Origin of the sequence: Stenotrophomonas sp. AS1, from assembly GCF_048957655.1 — a bacterium.
Taxonomy (GTDB): Bacteria; Pseudomonadota; Gammaproteobacteria; order Xanthomonadales; family Xanthomonadaceae; genus Stenotrophomonas; species Stenotrophomonas bentonitica_A.
In genome coordinates this window covers 133,130-151,947 of the sequence record NZ_JARVXM010000008.1, presented here as the reverse complement: position 1 = coordinate 151,947, position 18,818 = coordinate 133,130, and the positions used below count along the sequence as shown (strand labels likewise).

Here is an 18,818-nt window from a genome sequence, read left to right as displayed (position 1 = left end):
GTGCCTGATTCCCCAACAGGTTCGCGCACTATAGTCCAGAAACCGGGGCGCGGGGCAAGCGTTGGCGATAGAATCGCCCTGTACGCCGCTTCGACCGGCGCCCCCTACCGGTATTTGCCATGGCCCTCCTGCCCATTCTCGAATTTCCCGATCCGCGCCTGCGTACCAAGGCTGCGTTGATCGATGCCGCCGACGTGACCACGCCGGCGTTCCAGACCCTGATCGACGACATGTTCCAGACCATGTACGACGCCCCGGGCATCGGCCTGGCCGCCAGCCAGGTGGACGTGCACAAGCGCTTCATGGTGATCGATGTCAGTGAGGAGAAGGACACCCCGATGGTGTTCATCAATCCTGAAATCGTCGCCAACGAAGGCGGCCAGGTCTACCAGGAAGGCTGCCTGTCGGTGCCGGGCATCTTTGCCGACGTCACCCGCGCCAACCAGATCACCGTGCGTTACCTGGACCGCCACGGCGTGGCCCAGGAACTGACCACCGACGGCGTGCTTGCCGTGTGCGTGCAGCACGAGATGGACCACCTGGACGGCAAGCTGTTCATTGATTACCTCTCCCCGCTCAAGCGCGAGATGGTGCGCAAGAAGCTGGCCAAGCAGCGCAAGCACGTTGCCTGAGGTGAGGGCAGAGACCGCCGCGCGGGCTGACCGCGCGACGGGTCCTGTTGCGCGGCGCCGGACACCGGCGCCGTTTTACTTTCTGTTAGTGGGGTCGCCATGAAGATTGTCTTTGCCGGTACGCCGGAGTTCGCCGTGTCCTCGCTGCGTGCCGCCGCCCGCCACCATGAAGTGGTCGCGGTGTACACGCAGCCCGATCGCCCGGCCGGCCGTGGCCGTGGCCTGGCACCGTCGCCGGTCAAGCTCGAAGCGATCGCGCGCGGCATCCCGGTGTTCCAGCCGGAAAGCCTGAAGACCCCCGAAGCGCAGCAGCAGCTGCGCGATCTGGCGCCGGACCTGATGGTCGTGGTGGCCTACGGGCTGATCCTGCCCAAGGCGGTGCTGACCATCCCGACCCACGGGTGCTGGAACGTGCACGCCTCGCTGCTGCCCCGCTGGCGCGGTGCCGCGCCGATCCAGCGTGCGATCCAGGCGGGCGACGCCGAGACCGGCGTGTGCCTGATGCAGATGGAGGCGGGACTGGATACCGGCCCGGTGCTGCTCAAGCAGCACATCGCGATCGGTGCCAACGATACCGGCGGCCAGTTGCACGACCGCCTGGCCGAGCTGGGCGCGCAGGTGCTCTCCGACGGCCTGGGCCTGCTGCGCGCGGGCATCAAGCCGATCGCCCAGCCGCAGCCCGAGGCGGGCGTGACCTACGCGCACAAGCTGGACAAGGCCGAGGCCCGTCTGGACTGGGCGCAGGATGCCCACGCGCTGGCCCGTACCGTACGTGCGTTCAACCCGTGGCCGATCGCCGAGGCGATGCTGGCCGGCGAGCGTGTGCGCATCCATGGTGCGATCGCGCTGGATGACAACCAGGGCAAGGCCCCGGGTACGTTGCTGGCGGCCTCGCGCGAGGGCATCGACATCGCCTGCGGCCAGGGCGCGCTGCGCCTGCGCGTGCTGCAGCGTGAGGGCGGCAAGGCGATCACCGCCGCCGATTACCTCAACGCCCGCCGCGACCTCGGCGTGGGTGCCTGAGATGACCAACGCGCGTTCCGGCAAGCCTGCAGGCCCGTACACCGCCCACACCGCCCCCGGCGTCCCCACGCGCGTGCTGGCCGCGCGCGTCCTGGCCCAGGTGATCGGCCGTGGCCGCTCGCTGAAGGCCGAACTGGCCACCGCCCTGCCGACCCTTGACGACAGCCGCGACCGCGCGCTGCTCGAGGCGCTGTGCTTTGCCGTGCTGCGCCGCCGTGCCGCCTACGATGCCGCGCTGGCGCAGTGGATGCCGCGCCCGCTGAGCGTGCGCGAGGACGAACTGCGTGCGCTGCTGCTGGTCGGCTTCGCCCAGCTCGACGCGCTGGAGCTGCCCGCCCACGCCGCGCTCTCGGCCACGGTGGACGCCGCCCGCGCGATGGGCCGTGACCGTCAGGCCGGCATGGTCAATGCGCTGCTGCGCCGTGCCCAGCGCGAAGGCATTCCGCCGTTGCCGCCGCGCGATGCCTTCCCGCTGTGGATGGCCGAAAAGATCGAACAGGATTGGCCGGATGAGGCCGAGGCGGTGTTCAGCGCCAGCCTGCAGGCCGCGCCGCTGTGGCTGCGGGTCAACCGCCAGCACGGCAGCCGCGAGGCGATGCTGCAGCAGATGGAAGCCGCTGGCATCGCTGCCGAAGCCTCCAGCATCGGTGCCGATGCGATCCGCCTGCCGGTGCCGGTCGCGGTCACTGCGCTGCCCGGCTTCGCCGGGGGCGCGCTGTCGGTGCAGGATCTGTCTGCCCAGCAGGTGGCCGATGCCCTGGCGCCGCGCCCGGGCGCGCGCGTACTCGATGCCTGCGCCGCACCGGGCGGCAAGTCCGCGCACCTGCTCGAGCGCGATCCGACCCTGCACCTGCTGGCGTTGGACATCGATCCGCGCCGGCTCAAGCGCATCAGCGAAACGTTCGCACGCACCGGCGTGGGCCAGAACGCGAAGGTGCTGGCCGGTGACGCGACCGATCCGGCCAGCTGGTGGGATGGGCAGTTGTTCGACACCATCCTGCTCGACGCCCCGTGTTCGGCCACCGGCATCATCCGCCGGCAGCCGGACGTGCTGGTGCACCGCCGGCCGACCGACATCGACGCCCTGATCGCGCTGCAGGCACGCCTGCTGGATGCGTGCTGGACGATGCTCGCTCCCGGCGGAACCCTGCTGTATGCGACATGCTCGATCCTGCGCGATGAAAATCAGTTCCAGGTCGAAGCGTTCCTGCAGCGCACGCGTGGCGCGGGCTTCCTGCCGCTGGGTGAGGCGTATGGGCACGATTCCTGGGCCGGTCGCCAGCGCCTGCCGGGTGAGGACGGTGCTGACGGCTTCTTCTATGCGCGTCTGCTAAAGAAGGGTTGAACCGAACCCAGCTAGAATCCCGCCCCATGCTTAACCACCGCGCATCCCGAGAGTTCTGGCTGCTTGCCCTGATGGCCCTGCTCGTTCTGGGGGCCGGCCTGGGCATGCGCGATCCCTGGCCGTCCGACGAACCCCGCTTCGCGCTGGTCGCCAAGCAGATGGTGGACAGCGGCGACTGGCTGTTCCCGCACCGGGGCACCGAGCTGTATTCGGACAAGCCACCGATGCTGATGTGGTCGCAGGCTGCGCTGTATTCGCTGATCGGTGATTGGCGCGTGGCGTTCCTGCTGCCCTCGCTGCTGGCCGCGCTGGGTACTCTGGCCTGTGTCTACGACCTTGGCCGCCGGCTGTGGACGCGGCGGGTCGGTCTGTATGCCGCCTGGGCGCTGCTGTTCGCGCTGCACTTCACCTTCCAGTCCAAGAAGGCCCAGATCGACCCGCTGGTGGTGTTCTTCATCACCTTGGCCAACTACGGCCTGCTGCGCCATCTGCTCAGTGGCCCTGCGTGGCGCTGGTGGTGGCTGGGCTGGTTCGCCGCCGGGCTCGGGGTGATCACCAAGGGCGTGGGCGTGATCGCACTGCTGATGATCCTTCCGGCGGCGGTGGCCTCCGTACTCGGCTGGCCGCGGGTCAAGCTGCACTGCCGCGACTGGCGTTTCTGGCTAGGCCCGCTGGCCTTCGTGCTGGCGATCGCGCTGTGGCTGGTGCCGATGGTGGTGACCGCGCTGGGCAGTGGCTCGGCCGAGTACCGGGCCTACCTGGACGACATCCTGTTCCGGCAGACCGCCAAACGCTATGCCCAGTCCTGGGATCACCACCAGCCGTGGTGGTACTTCCTGGGCACGATGCCCTCGATGTGGATCCCCGGCTTCCTGGCGATTCCGTGGGCGATCCCGGCCTGGCGCCGGCGCCTGCAGCGGCGCGATGCGCGCTACCTGCTGCCGCTGGTGTGGTGGCTGTTGATCGTGCTGTTCTTCTCGATCCCCAACGGCAAGCGCGACGTCTACATCCTGCCGGCGCTGCCGATGTTCTGCCTGGCGCTGGCACCGCTGCTGCCGGGGCTGCTGCGCAAGCGTGCGCTCCAGTGGCTGCTGGGCGGCTTCGTGGCCCTGCTGGCGGCCGGCCTGCTCGGCATCGGCATGTCGATGCTGGTCGGGCAGCCGGGCTTCGAACGCAAACTGATCCTCGACCGTGGCATCGATACCGCGGTGACCTCCGGCCTGGGCTGGGTCGCGGTCGCACTCGGCTGCTGGGCCGTGCTCACCCTGTGCATCGCCGGCGTGCGCCGCTTCCACCTGGCCGTGGTGGCGACGCTGACCATGGCCTGGGTCGCATTCGGGCTGATCGGCTACCCGCTGTTCAACGACTCCAGTTCCGCCCGCGGCCTGATGCAGCAGGTCGGCCAGCGCATCGGTCCAGACGCCGAACTGGGCCTGGTCGCCTGGAAAGAGCAGAATCTGCTGATGGCCGACCGGGACGCCGCCACCTTCGGTTTCAACCGACGCTGGGACCGGCAGCTGGGCGATGGCGTCGCCTGGCAGGCGGCACGTCCGCAGCAGCGTTGGTTGCTGGTGCAGGAAGACGCACTGCTGGCCTGTGTGGACCGCACCAGCGCCGAGCTGGCCGGGGTCGCCAACCGCCGGCGTTGGTGGTTGGTAAGGCCCGGTGACATCCATGGCCCCTGCGTGGCCAGCGCCGAAGAGCAGGAGCGCGAACGCGCGCTGCACCGGATCGATGGCGATGAGTGAGGTCTGCACTGCTGGCGGCCTGCCCGGGCGGGAACCGCAGGACCGTGGGCGCCGGTCGCGTCCAGTGCAATCACGGGCCTGCGTGCCTGCGTGTGGCGATCGAGGTTGGCAATGACGTTTTCCCGTGGATCCGAGCCGGCCACGCCTGTTTCCCTGCCGCCGCTGCAGGGGCGTGCCGGCGTGGCGCACTGGATCGCCACCGTGGGCCTGTTCTGCATGCCCGCCCTGGTGCTGACCCTGCCGCAGAATCTGCTGCCCTACGGCATCCTTCTGCTGCTGAGCACGCTGCTGGCGCCGGACCACCTGTGGCGCGCACGTGGCCTGGCCGGGCGGCCGGTGAAAGTGCTGGCCTGGCTGGTGGTGGCCGCAATCGCCTTCGCGCTGCTCTCGATCCATCTGTTCGAGCAGGGGCTGCGCGATATCGACAACCGGTCGCGGTTCGTCGTGATCCCGTGGATCGCCTTGTGGGTGTGTGCCTTGCGGCCGGATATCCGCTGGCTGTGGGCAGGCGCCCTGGCCGGCCTGCTCGGCACGATGGTGCTGTCGATCCTGCAGGTGGCCGGGGGCGCGCCGCGTGCCGACCTGAGCACCAATGCGATCGTGCTGGCCGACATCGTGCTGGTGCTGATGGTGCTGCTGGTCTTCTGCCGGCCACACCAGCGCTGGACCTGGGTGATCGTGGGCATGGTCGCCGGCTGCGTGACCATCGTGCTCAGCGGCAGCCGCGGGGTCTGGCTGGCGCTGCTGGCGCTGCTGGTGGTGATGGCGATGAGCCTGCGCTGGCGCACCGGGCGTGCGCGCCTGGGCGTGCTGCTGGCACTGGTGGCGATCGCCGGCACCTTGACCCTGACCATCCCGAGCCTGCGCGAGCAGGTCCGCCTGACCGAGCTCAAGCACGACGTGGTGCGGATGGAGCGCGGTGACAGCGACTCCTCCGCCGGTGCGCGTGTGGAGCGGCTGCAGGTGGCCTATGAAACCTTCCTCGACCATCCCCTGACGGGGGTGGGCATCGGCCATTTCGACAGCGCCATGCAGCGCCTGCCGGTGTGCCGGGATGATCCGAGCGAGCAGCGCTGCCACCTGGGCCATGCGCACAACGATCTGGCCGAATGGGCCGCGACCCAGGGCGCCCCGGGCCTGCTGTTGCTGCTGGCGATCTATGGCGTGCCGCTGTGGGTGTTCACCGGTCTGCACCGGCGCAGCGGCGAGCAGACCTTCCGTGGCCCGGCCGCCGCCGGGATCATGGTGGTGGTGACCTATGTGCTGTGCGGGATTACCCAGTCGATGTTCGCGCACCAGATCACCGCCAGCTTCTACGTCACCATCGTCGGCCTGCTGGCCGGGTTGTCGATCGTCCAGGGCCATACCCGGCGCCTGGCGTTGGCGCGGGCCCAGGCTCAGGCTCAGGCGTCGGGCTGATTCCGCGGCGGGTCGGTGACCGGCTGCCCGTTCTGCAGCATCCACAGCATGATGGTCTTCTGGCGCACGTAGTTGGCGCGCACATAGGCGTAGGCCAGCCCGTGCCAGCCATCGCGGAAGCCGCCGCGCAGCAGCAGCCCGCGCCAGAACCGCCAGGCCGGCGCCAGGATCAGCTTGGGCAGCGTGGCGCGTTTGCCCCGCGCGAACTCGTGCTCGGCCATCATCCGCGCGTAGCGCTGGGTCTTGAGCAGTTGCTGCTCCAGCGAGCGGTAGGGGTAATGGATCAGATCACCACGCAGGGTGCCCACTGCGCCATCCACGCTGGCCGCCTCATGGATCTCGCGCTTGCCGCGCCAGCCGCCATGGCGGCGGTCGAACAGGCGCAGGACCCGGTCCGGGTAGGCATTGCCATGCTTCAGGAACTTGCCGAAATACGCGGACAACCGCGCGAAACGGTAGCCGTGGTGGCCGGTGAAGCCGGTGGCCTGCGCGCTCAGGATCGCCTCGCGCAGGGCGTCGCTGATGCGCTCGTCGGCATCCAGGCACAGCACCCAGTCGTGGGTGGCCTGCTCGACGCAGAACGCCTTCTGGCTGCGGAACCCATCGAACCGGCGCTGCAGCACCCGCGCCCCGGCCGCCGTCGCGATCGCCACCGTGGCGTCGGTCGATTGCGAGTCCACCACGACGATCTCGTCGCAGAAGGCCAATGAGGCCAGACAGTCGCCGATGCGGTCGGCTTCATTGAACGCGATAATGCAGGCCGAAATGCGAGGCCGTTCAGTGGGAGCGGTCGAGGAGGACATGATGGCCGAGTACCTGCTGTTTGCGACGGAGCGTTATGCGCTGCCCATTCTCGCCCCTCTGGCGCAGGCGTTGCACGCATCCGGTCAATCGGTGTCGGCCTGGTTCGCCGATGGCGCCGCCGGCGCATCGCTGCCCGGCGTGCCCAACGTCGGCCTGAAAGAGGCGCTGGCGCTGCGCCCACGTGCGGTGTTCAGTGCCGCCAACTGGGTGCCGCCGTTCATCGCCGGGGCCAAGGTGCAGGTGTTCCACGGTTTCAACGTGCAGAAGCGCGACAGCGCCCGTGGCCACTTCCGGGTGCGGGGACTGTTCGATCTGTACTGCACCCAGGGCCCGGCCACGACCGCCCCGTTCCGCGAGCTGGCCGCGCGCGAGGGCCACTTCGCCGTGGCCGAGACCGGCTGGCCCAAGCTCGACCCGCTGTTCCGCGATGACGGCGGCCTGAGCGCGGGATTGCGCGTGCCGGCCCAGGGCCGCCCGGTGATCCTGTTCGGTTCGACCTTCACCGAGCGCTTGAGCGCGGCGCCACACCTGTACGACCAGATCGCGGCCGACATCGCCCGCGGCGATCACTACTGGCTGCTGACCCTGCACCCCAAGTGCGCGCCGGAGCTGTTCGATCGCTACCGCGCGCTGGCTGGCCCGCATGCGCGCTTCATCGAGCCCGAACAGGTGATGGCCGCGCAGCGCGCCGCCGATGTGCTGGTCTCGGACACCTCCTCGATCGTGTCCGAGTTCATCGTGCAGCACAAACCCGTGGTCACCTTCCGCAACCGGGTGCCGCAGCCGCACATGATCGATTTCGACGACGCCACGCAGCTGCCCGCGATGCTGGCCCAGGCGTTGGATCCGGCGCCGGCGTTGATGGCCGAGATCCGGCGCTACGCCGATGCCATCCACCCGTTCCGCGATGGCTATTCCTCCGAGCGGGTGATCGCCGCGACCGAGGATTTGCTGTCCGGCGAACTCGGCACGCTCAAGCGCAAACCGTTCGGCGCGTGGACTCGCGGCCTGCAGATCCGCAAGGATCTCGGGTATTGGGGACCGGCCAAGCGCTGAAGCATCCTTGGCGATGCCGGTCGGGTTAGGGCGAGCCGGCGAGCAGCCGACAGCACCGGGATGCACCTTCTGCGTGGACGGTGTTCATCCGGTCGGTCCACGCCGTGCGTGGAGGCTCGGCTACCAGCGCAGGCGGCGCTTGGCCAACGCCCGGCCCAGCTGCTCATACACCGCGCGTGCTTCGGCCTCCGGCAGGTATTGCAGCACCAGCGGCGTGCCCATGCCCGCGCCGGCGGTATCCAGCCACACGCTGGCCGTGCCCAGCCGGCGGTCCAGCGGCGAGCGGGTCAGGCGCAGCGCCTGCAGCTTGTCCAGCTCTGCAAAGCGCCACCAGCGCTGCCACCAGCCGCCACGCACGGCCACGTAGTCGTCATCCAGGTGATAGCCGATGCGGGCCATCTGCCGGTGCGCGCGGAATGCCGACCACGGCAACCACAGCAGCAACACCGCGCCCCACGGACCGCCGTACCAGATCGCGCCCGCGCTCAGCAGCGGAACCACGCACAGCGCACCCAGGCACAGCCGCCACCAGCCGCGCCTCTGAACCGGCTGCCAGCGCGCCGGCGGCCACTGCAGGTGCGGCAGCAGATGCTGGACCAGCCCATCGCACACGGCGGGCGTCGCCAGCGGCGCGAGTTCGCGCAGGTCACGCCGCTCGCCTTCGCCGGGGTTGCCGGCCGCGATATCGATGCGCAGTTGGCGGCGCTGGAACCAGCGCTGGAGGGCCGTCTCGCGCAGCGTCCAGGCCTGGATCCGGCGCCGCGCCACGCTGGTGCGCATGCGCGTCAACAGTCCGCTGGCCACGGTCAGGCGACGCTCGTGCTCACTGAGCCGGAAACCGTAATAGCGCAGCAGCGCGAGCACCACCGAGAGCACCCGCAGCAGCACCCAGAAGCCGGCCACGGCCAGCACTGCGGCAATCGCCCAGAGCCACATGCCAGGGTGCAGGTGGCTGGCATAGCCGAAGGCCTGGCGCCCGCCTGCTTCGATCACATCGGACACGCTGCCACGCGGGAACAATTGCAGCATCGCACCCAGCACTGCCACCACCACGACCCAGCCGCGGTTGGACAACAGCCCGATGCGGATGACCTCGCCGGGGCTCAGCGCCAGCAGCACGTCCTCGGCAGGCTCGGCAAGCGCCGCCTCGCCCTCGGCCGCAGCCGGCGCTGCCTGGCCACGCTGGCGGACCAGCCGCTCCAGTGCGAGCGCCTGGTCCAGCTTGAGCACCCGCATTTCTGCCTCGGGTCGGTTGCCGCCGGCCGATTCCAGCTTCAGCTCGGCCACCCCGAACAGGCGGTGCAACGGGTTCTGGTGGACCACCACGTTGTGGATGCGGGCGAAGGGAATCTCGCGGCGATTGCGCGCGAACACGCCACTGCGCACCGTGATTGCCGTCGCCCCGATCCGGTAGCGGTAGGTGAGGTACTGCAGCACCGAGTACGCCACCAGCACCACCACGGCGATCACCGGGCCGATCGACAACCAGAACTCATCGCGGTCGCCGCGCTGGCCGAACACCACCAGTGCGATCAACGGCACCAGGCCCTGGCGCAGCTGCATCAGCAGCACGAACAGCCACGACCAGGGATGCAGCCGCTGCTCCGGCGCGGCATCAAGCGGCGGCGGAATACTCACAGGGCGTCGTCGTCCTGGTCCAGCTGGTGCGCCAGGGTATCGCGCAGGCGCTCGGCATCGGCGCTGTCCAGGCCACTGAGGGTGACCGCGCTGAAGCGGCTGCCGGCGGTATGCACGACCAGCGTGCTCAACCCGGCGCTGCGTTCGATCGGGCCACGGCGCAGATCCAGGTGCTGCACGCGCGAGGTCGGTACGCGGGTTTCGTTCTGCCAGAGCAGGTCACGGCGCAGCCCGAGCCCCTGGGCATCAAGCCGCCAATAGGTGCGGCGCTGGCGGCGGAAGGCGAGCGCGGCACCGATCAGTGCGCCCAGCAGCACCACGCCGGCCGCGCCCCACCAGCGCCCCGGCAGATCGAACACCACCCACAGCGCACCGAACGCACCGCCGATCAGCAGCGCGCCGGCGATCGCGCCACCGAAGGCGGCCAGCGAGGCCGAACGCAGCGGCAGCGGTTGCCAGTCCGGCGCGGCGGGCGACGGCGGCAGGGGCGGCGGCACGGGAGGGTCGAGGAGATCGGACAAGGCAGGGCGCTCGGCTGGAAACGGACCGGGCGCATGCGTGCAGGTGCAACCGCCCGTGGCGCAGACGGTAGCAGGTTGCCGTGGGCTATTGCGCGGCCTGGATCAGCGCATCCACATCGAGCAGGTGGCCGGCGCGTTCGGCCTTGGTGCGCAGGTACTGTTCGTTCTCGGCGGTGATGTCGCCGGTGACCGGCACGCAATCGACCACGTCGATGCCGGCATTGCGCAGGCGCTGGGCCTTGGTGGGGTTGTTGCTGAGCAGTTGCACGCGGGTCACGCCCAGGCCCTGCAGCATCGCCACGGCACTGCCGTACCGGCGCTCGTCGGCACCAAAACCAAGCTGCGCATCGGCGTCGATCGTATCCAGCCCATCGTGCTGGTAACCGTAGGCGCGCATCTTCGCGGCGATGCCGGTGCCACGACCTTCCTGGTCCAGGTACAACAGTACGCCGCCACCAAGCTCCTTGAGCTTGCGCAGGCCACGCCGCAGCTGGTCGCCACAGTCGCACTTGAGTGAGCCGAACAGGTCACCGGTCAGGCAGGAGGAGTGCACGCGCACCGGCACCACGGCGGACAGGTCCGGCGTGCCGACGATGATCGCGACCTGGTCGCGCTGGGCCACGCCACCGCGGAACACCGCAAATTCGGTCATGCCGACCTCGCGCAGCGGGACCGGCGAGCGGGCCACCAGCTCATACGCGTGCGCGGCCTGCTCGGCGCCCTGGCTCAGGTCGCACAGCGAGACCTGGGCGCAGCCGTCGAAGCGGCGGTCATCGGAGTTCAACAGCACCCCGACCATCGCCGGCAGCAGCAGGCCGAGGCGGGCAATCTCCACCGCGCCATCGTCCAGCGCTTCACCGCCGGTCCAGCCGGGCGGCATCGCGCCGGGATCGCGCAGGTAGCTGAGCGACGGCAGTGCATCGAAGTCGATGCCGGCCAGCGGCACGCGCGCGCCACGTTCGGCACTGACGCCGAGCACGCGGGCGCGGGTGGAGGTGAGGAACAGGTAGTGGCGATCTTCCGCGGCGGCGGCGAAGGCGGTGAAGCTGGTGCGGGTGCTGCTGTCCAGCGCGATGAAGGCCAGGCGCTGGCCGTGGCCATCGTCGATCACCACCGGGCGACCGGCGCGCAGTTCGGCCACCGCGCGCTCGCAGCGGATCGCGGCCGGATCGCCGAACAGGGAAGAAGCAGAAGACATGGCAGGGGCCGTGGGGGACATCGTGGTTTCCACAGTGGGGACGGATCGCGGCGATTCAATCGCGCCAAGGGCGCGACGCTGCGTCGCAGTCAGTGCGGATGGTCCTCGGTGGCGTAGGGATCGTCCTCGCCGCTCTGCGGTGGACGCAGCGTATAGCGCTTGTAGGTCCACTGATACTGCGCCGGATCGCGCCGGGCGATGCGTTCGATCCCGGCATTGAGGGCGCTGGCGGCGGTACGCGGGTCGGGATCGGCCACGGCCGGCGGGGCGGCCTCGATGTGCAGCGCGAATTCCATGTCCGGGCCGATCCGCTCGCACCAGCCGTACAGCACGGTCGCGCCGGTGCGCTCGGCCAGCCGGTTGACCAGAGTCATGGTCAGCGCTTCCACCCCGAAGAACGGCGCGAACACCCCGTCGCCGGCCTTGGGCTGCTGGTCGGGCAGGATGCCGGTGGCGCCGCCGTCCTTGAGCACCTTGAACAGCTGGCGCACGGCCGGGCCCTCGGCCCGGACCTGCTGGACGTTGTCGCCGCCACGGACCAGCTGCAGGAAGGCATCGCCCACCGCTTCATCCGGGGCCTTGTAGACGATCGCGATCGGGCCGCGCGAGGCCAGCCACTGGTTGAGCAGCTCCCAGTTGCCGTAGTGCGGGGCGGCCACGATCACGCCGTTGCCGGCAGCCAGGGCGGCGTCGTACAGCGCCTCACCGTGGCGCTCGGTGAGCCGGGCCAGGTTGCGCTCGCGCGGCTGGGTCCACAGGCGAAGGGTTTCGATCGCCTGCAGCGCGGTGGAGCGCAGCACGTTCCGGTGCAGCGCCGCGCGTTCGGTATCGCTGAGTTCGGGGTAGGCCAACTCAAGGTTGCGACGGGTGACGCGGCTCTCACGGGCGTTGAGACGGATCCACAGCCAGGCCAGCAGCGTCGCGACGGCACGCAGCCAGGACCAGGGCAGGCGGGTGAACAGGGCAGCGGCGCGGTACGCCAGGCGGGCAGTGGTGTGCGGTTTCATCGCTGCGAAGTCTAGCCGCTGGCGGCCAGCCTGTCGGCGCGCGGGCGCGTTAAGGTAGGCCGCCTTCAGTTGCGGAGCCCTGCCGATGCTTGTCCTGATCCAGCGCGTGAGCCAAGCCAGCGTCCATGTCGAGCAGGCCGTCGTGGGCCAGATCGGGTCCGGCCTGCTGGCCCTGGTGGGCATGGAGCCGGGCGACACCGAGGCCCAGATCACCCGGATGGCCGATCGCCTGCTTGGTTACCGTGTCTTTGGCGATGAGACCGGAAAAATGAACCGGTCCCTGCGCGACACCGGCGGCGGATTGCTGCTGGTCAGCCAATTCACCCTGGCGGCCGATACATCCAGCGGGATGCGGCCGGGCTTCAGTACCGCCGCGCCGCCGGCGGAGGCTGAACGCGGATTCAATCGACTGGTCGATATCTGCAGACAAAAACATGCCCCGGGGGTGGAAACCGGCCAGTTTGGTGCCCATATGGTTGTCAGCCTGGTCAACGATGGTCCCGTGACCTTCCTGCTCAGACCCTAGCCCCCGGGACCACCGCCCGGGAACGCGGGGCGCCGGGCTGGTATAATGCTAGGTTCTATTCCCTCTCCCAGCCGGTGGCGCGAGCACTACATGGCCAACGAACGTCCTGCCCAGCAAAACGACATCAAGCTTCTGATCAGCAAGGGCCTGGAACAGGGCTACCTGACCTACGCCGAAGTCAATGACCATCTGCCCGACGACATCGTCGACCCGGAGCAGATCGAAGATATCATCGGCATGATCAACGGCATGGGCATTGATGTCCATGAAGTTGCTCCCGATGCAGAAACCCTGTTGCTCAACGATGGCAACACCGGCAACCGCGAAGTCGATGACACCGCGGCCGAAGAAGCCGCCGCCGCGCTGAGCGCGCTCGACACCGAAGGTGGCCGCACCACCGACCCGGTGCGCATGTACATGCGCGAAATGGGTACCGTCGAGCTGCTGACCCGCGAAGGCGAAATCGCCATCGCCAAGCGCATCGAAGAAGGCCTGGGCCAGGTCCAGGCCGCACTCGGTACCTTCCCGGTATCGGTGGAATCGCTGCTGGCCGACTACGACGCGCACAAGGAAGGCAAGAAGCGCCTGGCCGAAGTGATCGTCGGCTTCAACGACCTGGTCGAAGAAGTCCCGGCCCCGGCCGTGGCCGAAGACACCAGCGATGAGGCTGACGAAGACGCCGATGAAGACGACGACGGCGACGACGTCGAGGAAGAGGCCGGCCCGACCGGTCCGGATCCGGAAGAAGTCGCACGCCGCATGCAGGCCCTGAGCGATGCGTACACCGCGTTCAAGAAGGCCGCGGCCAAGGGTGACCGCAAGCCGCTGGCCAAGCTGCGCGACGACATGGCCGCCGTGTTCGTGACCCTGAAGCTGCCGTTGCCGCTGACCGATGTGCTGGTCAAGCAGCTGCGCGACGTCATGGCCTCGATCAAGTCCCACGAACGCCGCGTGCTGAACCTGGCGACCGTGACCGCGCGCATGCCGCGCAAGGACTTCATCCGCTCGTGGGAAGGCAACCAGACCAACCTGGAGTGGGTGGAAGACGCACTGAAGCGCAAGCAGAAGTGGTCCTCGGCCCTGCGTGACGTGAAGGACCAGATCATTGCCGAACAGCAGGCGACGATCGACATCGAGAAGACCACCTGGCTGGAACTGGACGAGCTGAAGGAAATCAGCCGCGCCATGGCCTACGGTGAAGCGCGTGCACGCAAGGCCAAGAAGGAAATGGTCGAAGCGAACCTGCGCCTGGTCATCTCGATCGCCAAGAAGTACACCAACCGCGGCCTGCAGTTCCTCGACCTCATCCAGGAAGGCAACATCGGCCTGATGAAGGCCGTGGACAAGTTCGAATACCGCCGTGGTTACAAGTTCTCCACGTATGCGACCTGGTGGATCCGCCAGGCCATCACCCGTTCGATCGCCGATCAGGCGCGCACCATCCGTATCCCGGTGCACATGATCGAAACGATCAACAAGTTGAACCGCATTTCCCGTCAGATGCTCCAGCAGTATGGCCGCGAGGCCACGCCGGAGGAGCTGGCCAAGGAAATGGACATGCCGGAAGACAAGATCCGCAAGGTGATGAAGATCGCCAAGGAGCCGATCTCGATGGAAACCCCGATCGGCGACGACGAGGATTCCCATCTGGGCGACTTCATCGAGGACACCAACGTGGAGTCCCCGATCGAGAACACCACCAACATCAACTTGTCTGAAACCGTGCGCGACGTGCTGGCCGGCCTCACCCCGAGGGAAGCCAAGGTGCTGCGCATGCGCTTCGGCATCGACATGAACACCGACCACACCCTCGAGGAAGTCGGCAAGCAGTTCGACGTCACCCGCGAGCGCATCCGCCAGATCGAAGCCAAGGCGCTGCGCAAGCTGCGTCACCCGAGCCGCTCCGAGCAGCTGCGCAGCTTCCTGGATATCGATTGATCGATTCCAGCGCACCGCGTTGAAACCCGACAGACCCCGCGCAAGCGGGGTTTGTTTTTTGGGGCGGGTGGCGGCGCAGCGGATGGAGCGGGTGCTCGAGAGGAAGGGGGGAGCGCTGAATTGCCTCTTTAATTTCGTCGCTAATTTCGTAACGTAATTGTTGCCTTCTTCGTTTCTATGGCTGGATGATTTGATTTTAATCAACGGCTTATGGAAGGAGTGTGGTTGCGAGCCGCTGAAAATAGGCGTATAGGTTCGTAACTTAATTCGTCCCCAAACTCAGGCCATGGCCCGTCCCCGTACCGTCCAGCTCCAGACGCTGTTCGACAACCTGCCTGCCGGCGGGGTCGTATCAGCTGCCGATCTCGTCGATCGCCTGGGGGTGACCCGGACAACGTTGAGTCGTCTTGTCGCCGAGGCCGGGGACCGCGTGGTGCGACTTGGCCGCACCCGCGCCACGGCCTATGCGGTCCGCCAGCAGACCGCCGCGGGCAGCGAGTGGCCGCTGTTCCGTCTGCGCCCGGACGCCACCCTTGAAGAACTGGGCTCGGTCGTGGCACTCACGGGCGAGACCTTCCACGTGGCGACCACCGCCGCACGCCCCAATCTGACCCGTTCGCCCGACGAGACCGTCGACGGCCACTTCCCGGGGCTGCCGTGGTATCTGGATGACCTGCGCCCACAGGGCTTCCTCGGGCGCACGTTCGCGCATCGTCGCGGGCGTGACCTGGGCATCCCCGACGACCTCAATCGCTGGCAAGTGGGTGACACCCTGCAGGCGCTGGTACGTGCAGGCGGCACCGGGATCGGTGACCTCCTGCTCGGCGGCGATGCCGTGCAGATGGCGTTGCGCGCGCTCGATGCGCCTGGCGATCACGTCCTGGCCGGGCAGCGCGCACGTCGTTATCCCGAGCGCGCCGCAGCGGCACTGGAAGGCGAAGACGTCGGATCGTCGCCCGGTGGCGAGCAACCGAAGTTCACCGCCACGGTGGAGCATGAGGGAGGGCGCTATGCGGCGCTGGTGAAGTTCGCGCAGCCCACCGCAGGCGAGGCCGCCGAACGCTGGGCGGACCTGCTGGTCTGCGAGCACCTGGCCCTGCAGTGCCTGCGCGACGCGGGCGTGCCCGCAGCGGCGTCCGAGATCCTCCAGACCGACACGCATACGTTCCTGGAGGTGCAGCGCTTCGACCGCACCGTCGACGTGCTCGGCCGGCGTGGCTTCGTCTCGCTGCTGGCGCTGTCCTCGGCCTTCGTCGGTGACGTGACCGTGGACTGGGGGATGGCTGCCGACGCGCTGGTGACGCAGCGCTGGGTCGATCGCGACGCGCAGGCCGCGATGGGAAGGCTGCACGCGTTCGGCCGGCTGATCGGCAACAGCGACATGCATCAGGGCAATCTGGGTTTCCATCTGGTCGATCGCGGCCCGCTGCCGTTGGCCCCCGCGTATGACATGTTGCCGATGTCACTGGCCCCCTCGCGCACGGGGGTTCTGCGTGCCGCTACGCCACTCGGCTCCATCGCGCCGGAGCGCAGCGGCGAGCTCGCGCACCTGCACTGGGCGGCGCCGCTGGCGGTGGACTACTGGCAGCGTGTGGCGGGTTCGGCGCTGCTGCGCTCGAGCGTGCTGCGTGAGCTGGCGGTGGAAAATGCGCATCGGGTCCAGGAGATGGGCCAGCGTTTCGGTTGATGTGAGGGGTGCAGTGGAAAGCGCCTACTGGCCTCCACTACACTGTGCGGCCGCAAGGGCCTATAGCTCAACGGTTAGAGCAGAGGACTCATAATCCTTTGGTTGAAGGTTCGAATCCTTCTGGGCCCACCATCGAATCAGGCACTTAGGATCAACCGCAGTGCCCTCGGCGTCAAGCCAGCGCCGTCCGGTGACCGCTCGGTGACCGTTTAGGATCCGCTGCCATCACAGTTGGCCGCCACCTGGACCGCGTTCTCCGGGGTCCACATTGGGGCACGCCGGCGAGCGTGAATCCACCGCTGAACATCGCTCTGATACCAGCGCGTTCCGCCGCCGACTTTGTGCCTGGGTGGGAACGTGCCTTTTTCCATCTCGCGATAGATGTAGCTCTTCTTCATCCCGGTTTGGGCTTCAACCTGCTCGAGCTTCAGCAGGATCTCGGGAATGTTCTCAGCTGCGCCCATGACGAGCCTCCATTGCTTCAGATGCGAATTCCGGCAGTAGCGCGACATGGGATCCGGCACGTGCGCGCGCCAATTGGTTTGCGATCTGCATCAGGTCCAGGGTTGGATCGTTGAAGAGGGCCAGACCGATCTGGGCAGTCAGCCTCTGGCTCGCTGTTGCCGCCAGCGGAGCCGGCGTGTCAATCGTGGCGACGGCGTAAGCGCGCCAGGCATCGCGGGCGGCCTGCAGCTGCGGTTCTCCGACGAACGTGAATGTCAGCGACCAGCCGCCACCGGCGGAGTGCTCCGAACTTGTCAGCGCGGTTTCAAGTGCAGCTGCAACCGCGATCGCAGTGCGGTGCTGGTGGGCCAGCGGTGATCGGTTGTCTGTGGTGATGTGCTCGATGTTCAAGGCTATTGCTCCTTCGGGTGCATTTCGTGGATCCGGCCGTGCTGCGGCGATTGCTCAGGTATCGCCCGGCAGCAGCATCGACGGGTCGATGTTCCAGCCCGCCTCGCGCGCGGCGCGCAGGCGCAGATCGTTGGCGTCGAACTCGTCCAGCTGCAACAGGGTGATCACTCCCTCCACCTGGCGCGGAAGCAGAGGGCGGCTGCGGCCGAAGACGCGCCAAACGCTGAGCACCTTGCAGTCCCATGCGGGGGCGAGGCAGGCCAACTGCTTCCCGTGCTCGCGGCAGTACCGGCGGATCATGTCGCGCACTGTGACGTGCGCGGGGGCGGCGCCGCGCAGAGCGGCGCGTACGGATGCGGCTTTGGGTCCCGGGCTCATGGGACGTCTCCAAGTGCAAGGCTCGGCTGTCGCCGGGCGCGCGCCTCGCCGATCAGCACGCGCGCTGTGTGCTTGGCCTGGGTGATGGGATCAGCCACCGGCCACCTCCACGCGCTTGAACTCGATGACCCACACCCAGGGGTTTGCCTCCCACGCCGGCTCGCCGTAGACCTGCGCCCACAGCTGGTGGAAGGCCCACTCGGGGTGGTCGCACGGTCCGGGCAGCCAGCTGCCGCTCTCCGACTGGGAGAGGCCTTCTGCCACGGCGTCCGCCTCGGTGATTACCTGCAGCCGCTCCACGCGGACGGCTGTGATCTCCAGCACCAGGCGGCAGGCCCAGCGGGGCATGTGGATGCTGGGACGCCAGCGGTCCGGATCGCATCGATCGAATCCCTCGCGGTAGTAAGCGATCTCGCCGCCCATCGGCGACAGGGTCGTGGGCAGTCCGCCCCAAGGACCCCAGCGCACGCCGTCCGCGCGGTGCTGACCGTGCGTTTGGAAGATCGCGTGCGTCTCCCGCACCCACAGCCGGTCGCCGGGCTGGCCGAAGGGGCACAGGTCATTGCCCGGGCTGGCAACGTACTCGGGCGTGAATTGAGCCTTGCCCAGCCAGTCCAGCGCGTGGCCCTTCACCACGCGGCGGGTCTGCGTCTTCTGGCCGGCCAGAATGGCGCGCACCATCGCGCCGTTGAACAGGATGGGGCGCTCGCGCATTACACGTCCTCCCGCAGCCTGGTGCGCCGGTTACGCGGCGGCTTGACGGTGGCCAGGGTGGTGGGACGGTTGGACAGCTGCTCTTCCAAGGACCGGGGCGACGGCGTAAAGTGCGGCCGCCAATTCAGCAAATCGTCTCGATGACACCGACCCCCTCGCGCCGGATCCTCCGCGGAACTCTCTCCGGGCACACCTTCGTCGTGCTCGTTACGGAGGATGGTGTGGGGGCCTTCGACTACAGCGTCACGGTCGATGGTCAGCCGGTCCCCTCCAAGAAGGCTGGCCGAATCTCGAGCAGGGGTGATGCACTCCAGCTCGGCCTTGCCGCT

At 68.2% G+C, this 18,818-nt stretch carries 18 protein-coding genes and 1 tRNA gene; 10 read left to right on the top strand and 9 right to left on the bottom strand.

The annotated features are described in order from the left end of the window. The first annotated feature begins 119 nt into the window (after nt 1-119). The 5 genes from def (at nt 120) to PV764_RS15335 (ending at nt 6,167) form a co-directional block, all read left to right on the top strand. On the top strand, nt 120-632 hold the full coding sequence (def, locus tag PV764_RS15355) for a peptide deformylase (protein ID WP_019183586.1): 513 nt from the start codon (nt 120-122) through the stop codon (nt 630-632). 99 nt (nt 633-731) lie between these two features. Next, complete coding sequence (gene fmt / locus PV764_RS15350; protein ID WP_019183587.1) at nt 732-1,655, top strand: methionyl-tRNA formyltransferase; 924 nt, start codon at nt 732-734, stop codon at nt 1,653-1,655. Between the two features lies 1 nt (nt 1,656). Then, nucleotides 1,657-3,000: a 16S rRNA (cytosine(967)-C(5))-methyltransferase RsmB gene (gene rsmB / locus PV764_RS15345; RefSeq protein WP_421117029.1), complete on the top strand. Its 1,344-nt coding sequence runs from the start codon at nt 1,657-1,659 to the stop codon at nt 2,998-3,000. 26 nt (nt 3,001-3,026) lie between these two features. After that, a complete protein-coding gene (locus PV764_RS15340; RefSeq protein ID WP_019183589.1) occupies nt 3,027-4,748 on the top strand; it encodes an ArnT family glycosyltransferase in 1,722 nt (573 codons plus the stop codon). Between the two features lie 111 nt (nt 4,749-4,859). Next, nucleotides 4,860-6,167, top strand: a complete 1,308-nt coding sequence (locus PV764_RS15335) for an O-antigen ligase family protein (RefSeq protein WP_019183590.1) — start codon at nt 4,860-4,862, stop codon at nt 6,165-6,167. On the opposite strand, the gene PV764_RS15330 is transcribed toward PV764_RS15335, so the two are convergent. Beyond that, nucleotides 6,152-6,970, bottom strand: a complete 819-nt coding sequence (locus tag PV764_RS15330; protein ID WP_421117028.1) for a glycosyltransferase family 2 protein — start codon at nt 6,968-6,970, stop codon at nt 6,152-6,154. The genes PV764_RS15335 and PV764_RS15330 overlap by 16 nt on opposite strands. Between PV764_RS15330 and PV764_RS15325 the strand changes: the two genes are divergently transcribed. Next, entirely contained in the window at nt 6,969-8,027 is a 1,059-nt protein-coding gene (locus tag PV764_RS15325; RefSeq protein ID WP_421117150.1) for a CDP-glycerol glycerophosphotransferase family protein, read from the top strand. The two genes, PV764_RS15330 and PV764_RS15325, sit on opposite strands and share 2 nt — an antisense overlap. Nucleotides 8,028-8,147: 120 nt before the next feature. Here the strand turns inward: PV764_RS15325 and PV764_RS15320 are convergent, their stop codons facing one another. The 4 genes from PV764_RS15320 to PV764_RS15305 form a co-directional block, all read right to left on the bottom strand. Beyond that, nucleotides 8,148-9,665, bottom strand: coding sequence for a PH domain-containing protein (locus PV764_RS15320; RefSeq protein WP_421117027.1), 1,518 nt, complete (start codon nt 9,663-9,665; stop codon nt 8,148-8,150). Further along, nucleotides 9,662-10,162, bottom strand: a complete 501-nt coding sequence (locus tag PV764_RS15315; protein ID WP_026069838.1) for a PH domain-containing protein — start codon at nt 10,160-10,162, stop codon at nt 9,662-9,664. The genes PV764_RS15320 and PV764_RS15315 overlap by 4 nt, the downstream gene beginning before the upstream one ends. Before the next feature lie 109 nt (nt 10,163-10,271). After that, nucleotides 10,272-11,405: a GTP cyclohydrolase II RibA gene (ribA, locus tag PV764_RS15310; protein WP_046273116.1), complete on the bottom strand. Its 1,134-nt coding sequence runs from the start codon at nt 11,403-11,405 to the stop codon at nt 10,272-10,274. A gap of 68 nt (nt 11,406-11,473) precedes the next feature. After that, nucleotides 11,474-12,391 carry a lauroyl acyltransferase gene (locus tag PV764_RS15305; RefSeq protein WP_019183596.1) on the bottom strand — a complete coding sequence of 306 codons (918 nt, stop codon included), beginning with the start codon at nt 12,389-12,391 and terminating at the stop codon, nt 11,474-11,476. Between the two features lie 85 nt (nt 12,392-12,476). Here PV764_RS15305 and dtd point away from each other — a divergent pair, with 85 nt between their 5' ends. The 4 genes from dtd to PV764_RS15285 all read left to right on the top strand — a co-directional run bounded on the left by dtd (nt 12,477) and on the right by PV764_RS15285 (nt 16,674). Then, nucleotides 12,477-12,917: a D-aminoacyl-tRNA deacylase gene (gene dtd, locus PV764_RS15300; protein ID WP_019183597.1), complete on the top strand. Its 441-nt coding sequence runs from the start codon at nt 12,477-12,479 to the stop codon at nt 12,915-12,917. A gap of 90 nt (nt 12,918-13,007) precedes the next feature. Continuing rightward, the gene (rpoD, locus tag PV764_RS15295) at nt 13,008-14,855 is read left to right on the top strand and encodes an RNA polymerase sigma factor RpoD (RefSeq protein ID WP_019183598.1); all 1,848 of its coding nucleotides are present in this window, start codon (nt 13,008-13,010) and stop codon (nt 14,853-14,855) included. A 286-nt stretch (nt 14,856-15,141) separates the two neighbouring features. Beyond that, the gene (gene yjjJ / locus PV764_RS15290) at nt 15,142-16,542 is read left to right on the top strand and encodes a type II toxin-antitoxin system HipA family toxin YjjJ (RefSeq protein WP_080114840.1); all 1,401 of its coding nucleotides are present in this window, start codon (nt 15,142-15,144) and stop codon (nt 16,540-16,542) included. Nucleotides 16,543-16,598: 56 nt separating this feature from the next. Continuing rightward, nucleotides 16,599-16,674, top strand: a tRNA-Ile gene (locus PV764_RS15285). A 77-nt stretch (nt 16,675-16,751) separates the two neighbouring features. Here the strand turns inward: PV764_RS15285 and PV764_RS15280 are convergent. The 4 genes from PV764_RS15280 to PV764_RS15265 form a co-directional block, all read right to left on the bottom strand. After that, complete coding sequence (locus PV764_RS15280) at nt 16,752-17,006, bottom strand: helix-turn-helix transcriptional regulator (RefSeq protein WP_088433682.1); 255 nt, start codon at nt 17,004-17,006, stop codon at nt 16,752-16,754. Further along, the gene (locus PV764_RS15275; protein WP_421117026.1) at nt 16,993-17,397 is read right to left on the bottom strand and encodes a hypothetical protein; all 405 of its coding nucleotides are present in this window, start codon (nt 17,395-17,397) and stop codon (nt 16,993-16,995) included. The genes PV764_RS15280 and PV764_RS15275 overlap by 14 nt, the downstream gene beginning before the upstream one ends. Before the next feature lie 54 nt (nt 17,398-17,451). After that, nucleotides 17,452-17,775 carry a hypothetical protein gene (locus PV764_RS15270; RefSeq protein WP_421117025.1) on the bottom strand — a complete coding sequence of 108 codons (324 nt, stop codon included), beginning with the start codon at nt 17,773-17,775 and terminating at the stop codon, nt 17,452-17,454. A gap of 90 nt (nt 17,776-17,865) precedes the next feature. After that, nucleotides 17,866-18,489, bottom strand: a complete 624-nt coding sequence (locus PV764_RS15265) for a hypothetical protein (RefSeq protein ID WP_421117024.1) — start codon at nt 18,487-18,489, stop codon at nt 17,866-17,868. Between the last annotated feature and the right edge of the window lie 329 nt (nt 18,490-18,818).